Annotated in this window: 5 protein-coding genes; all 5 read left to right on the top strand. The window is 53.0% G+C overall.

Features of this window, described 5'->3' with window-relative positions:
- Positions 1-75 precede the first annotated feature (75 nt).
- A complete protein-coding gene (locus ACHAC9_RS24320; RefSeq protein WP_435764366.1) occupies positions 76-486 on the top strand; it encodes a hypothetical protein in 411 nt (136 codons plus the stop codon).
- Between the two features lie 109 nt (positions 487-595).
- The gene (locus ACHAC9_RS24315; RefSeq protein ID WP_435764364.1) at positions 596-1018 is read left to right on the top strand and encodes a hypothetical protein; all 423 of its coding nucleotides are present in this window, start codon (positions 596-598) and stop codon (positions 1016-1018) included.
- 176 nt (positions 1019-1194) lie between these two features.
- On the top strand, positions 1195-1986 hold the full coding sequence (locus ACHAC9_RS24310; protein WP_435764362.1) for a hypothetical protein: 792 nt from the start codon (positions 1195-1197) through the stop codon (positions 1984-1986).
- A 191-nt stretch (positions 1987-2177) separates the two neighbouring features.
- Positions 2178-2714 (top strand): hypothetical protein, encoded by a 537-nt coding sequence (locus tag ACHAC9_RS24305; RefSeq protein ID WP_435764360.1) that lies wholly within the window; start codon positions 2178-2180, stop codon positions 2712-2714.
- Between the two features lie 211 nt (positions 2715-2925).
- Positions 2926-3198: a hypothetical protein gene (locus ACHAC9_RS24300; RefSeq protein ID WP_435764358.1), complete on the top strand. Its 273-nt coding sequence runs from the start codon at positions 2926-2928 to the stop codon at positions 3196-3198.
- The last annotated feature ends 31 nt before the right edge of the window (positions 3199-3229 follow it).

Here is a 3229-nt window from a genome sequence, read left to right as displayed (position 1 = left end):
GCCAAAAGCGGACGTTGAAAATGTCATCCGTTTGCCAGCAATGACTGTGTTTGCTAAGTGCTAGGGAAGAAAGAAATGCAGATCGAAACACAAGCATTCGGACCGACAAATGGTGTGCAACACGAATCAGACGTCGAGTCGCTTTGCTATCTTGACGGTAACTTGGACGTTATCTTGGCGTGCTTGAAAGACAAAGAGGGAACTGTTCACGGACTCAAAATACACTTCTCACAGCCTTCAGGCTTCCGTTTTTTGGATGAGGCGGACTTGGCGCGTTACTGGATTTCCAAGAGCTTCGCTCGTGGAAGTCATGTACTGGAAGTGAAGAATGGCGGCTGGTCGGCGGAAGAAGATGTGCTTCGGACTTTTGAGACTGTACGTCGCGAGTGGTTAGTGGTTTCAGGTAATGCTTGTGTCAGCGTCTTCTGTTTGCATGAACCGGAACTGATGGATATGTCGTGGAAGTACGGCAGTCTGGCGCGGTAGGCTACGCAATCTGCGCAACGTCTGCAATGGGTCGGTTGCGGTCCTTCGCTGGTGGACTGCTACCGGCCAAGAGCAGACCTTCAACGAATAGGTAGAGGCCTAAAAGAAAATGCAAAAAACTGGAATTACCCTGATCGCAGCGCTGGCAATTTCGACCGCCGGCTGTGGCAGCCATATGTATTACGACCAAGGCCGGGTATATGGAGAGGCGATAAAGCACGAACTCATAACGCTGGGAGCTTGCTCTACACGGGATGAGTGTCAGAGAAATCAGATGGTTCTTTGGGACGGAGACGGCTGGAAAGTTGGGCCATTTCAAGGTGGTGGGGTCACCATGAATGTTTATAGAGTGGCTGATCGCGCAGTTGCCGATGCCGTCATTAAAAGGTGCCGCCAGATTCATTCGCTCGATCCAGAAGTCGCCTTATGGATTGTAATCCAGTCGAATGCCCACATCGACAACCTGCATCCGGGGACACGCTCGGTCGTGACGAAAGCGTATTTCCCAGCCGTTCGAAGTTCCCGGACCTAACTTTCCACCATCCATCACGCTGCTCATTCTGACCTACAGCGTGACGCTGCCGAAAACCGAGAAAGTAAAGATAAGTGAAAGTCTGCTTCGGGTCGGAAGCTGCCGTACACTGAACGGTCGGAAACGGCCAAAAGCGGCCGTTCGCAGTTTCGCACTTCAAAATACTCAGACAAGACATGATTGATTCAATTTTCTTTCTCAAACTACTGCTTGTGCCCTTACTGATTCTCAGCGTGACGCTTGCCGGTCGTCGCTGGGGGCCAGCGGTGGCGGGATGGTTATCCGCCTTCCCGATCGTTGCCGGGCCGATCCTGCTGATACTGTCGCTCGAACAAGGCGCATCATTTGCAGCCACTGCGGCTCAGGGCACCCTACTCGCGGTAATCGCTATTCTGGTGTTTACGCTCGCCTATGTGTGGGCCTCGCGTCGATTTAATGTTTTTGGATCGATGCTGTGTGCACTCGTTATGTATGGCGTTGCACTTGCCGTTCTGCAATCAACGCAAATAGACATCATGCTCAGCTTTGCGCTCGTCATCGCATCGCTTCTGATTACGCCCTTGTGCTTTCCCGCAGTGGCGCCAGACCCTATCGCGCCGGCCAAGTCGAGCTCAAGTGACCTTCCCTGGCGCATGCTCGCCGCCGCACTACTCGTGCTGTTCGTCACATTTTCGGCCTCTCGGCTTGGCGCGCGGATGAGCGGCTTCCTCGCCATGTTTCCCATCATGAGCACGGTGCTTGTCGGATTTTCGCATCGTCATTCGGGCCGAACGTTTGCGGTCGCCCTCCTACGCGGCATGATCTACGGCTATTTCGCGTTCGCCACGTTTTGCTTGCTTATTTCAATGCTGTTGAAAGAACAAACTATCGGGGTTGCGTTTCTAATTGCGCTGACATCCGCACTCATCGTTCAGTTAGCTGTCAAAGCCCTTTTGAGCATTTGGCAGGCGCGGCCAGTGCTGCGCTGATGGGTGCCCCTATCCTTTAACAGTTTTGGGCAATGGCCGCTTCGGGTCGATTCCAGTCCTTCGTGACAATCTGAGGATTTTTCCCTTGGGCAGGCTGCTATGCTGTTGCCACAGCTGCTTTCGGCCAAGAGCAGACTGGCGCGCGTATGCCGATAGGGTCCCGATAATATTCAGCAATAAGGAAAAAAGTAATGGCGCAACTTTCTTCAGACGATCACATTGCGTATAGTTGGTTGCGTGCTAACTGGTTCTATCCGCTAGCAATCGCTGTTGTCCTGGGTGACGTGAGCGCCCTTCAGTTACAGGATTGGCGTCATCCGCGTCTGTTTGAAAGCGCAGTGCTGTTCGACTTAGCAGTTGTACTGCCGCTGCTCTACCTCTGGTGCTACCGCGCTAGAGGAACGGCGGTGATCTTGCCCATGGTAAGTCTCGCTTCGCTCGGGATCTGGGCTACTTCTCACCTTATTCCCACTGAACATCAGCATGTTCTCGGTTCCGTCGGTTGGCTGCGCACGACGGCTATAGCCGTACTTGCAATGATCGAGATCAAAATCCTCTTCGGCTTTTACAAAGCAATTTTTGTATCTGACAAAACTCCGGAGGAAATCGCGGACAAGCTGTCCGAGGATATTAAACTGCCACGTTGGGTGACGCGTCTGGTCGTACTTGAGGCACGGGTATTGCGCAGCCTGTCTCACTTCGTAAAAAGTCTGCTTCGCCGTCGCTAGCATCGTCGCTTCACATCATTTCAAACAGCTGTAAATGCTCGAGTGTGCTCACCTGGCAGGTAACGAGTGTCCGCAATGGGTCAGCAGCAGACCTTCACCAATCAACGAGGCATCACGCAAAAACTTTCACATGAGCAACCCTGTCCGGTAGACTTGCGGTCATGCGATTTCCGCTGTCGGCCAGAAGCAGTCGTTCAAACCTGGAGCTAGGATGGCGTTGTTGTTGCATGAAGTTTGGGAAGATCCGGATGAGAATGGGCAGATGCTTGAGGCGTTACGTCTGGCTGGCCCGGACGGAGACGCATTCAGAGCAACGCTTGGCGAAGGCGCTCGTCTAGTCACGATATTCGAGGCGGCATCTCATGCCGAAGCGATGAAGAAATACTATTCAATGTATGGTCGTGGGGAATATGCCGCGGCGTACCCGACCGACTACGATCCGTATCCAAACGAATGGCTAGCACGTCAACAGACCGACTGTTGACGTGCCATTTAGGGCCGCCATGCCAATGTCT

Source organism: Massilia sp. CMS3.1, assembly GCF_051262535.1.
In the GTDB taxonomy this organism is placed as follows: Bacteria; Pseudomonadota; Gammaproteobacteria; order Burkholderiales; family Burkholderiaceae_D; genus Telluria.
Note: the sequence above shows the minus strand (reverse complement) of the source record. Positions and strands in the feature narration are given on the sequence as shown.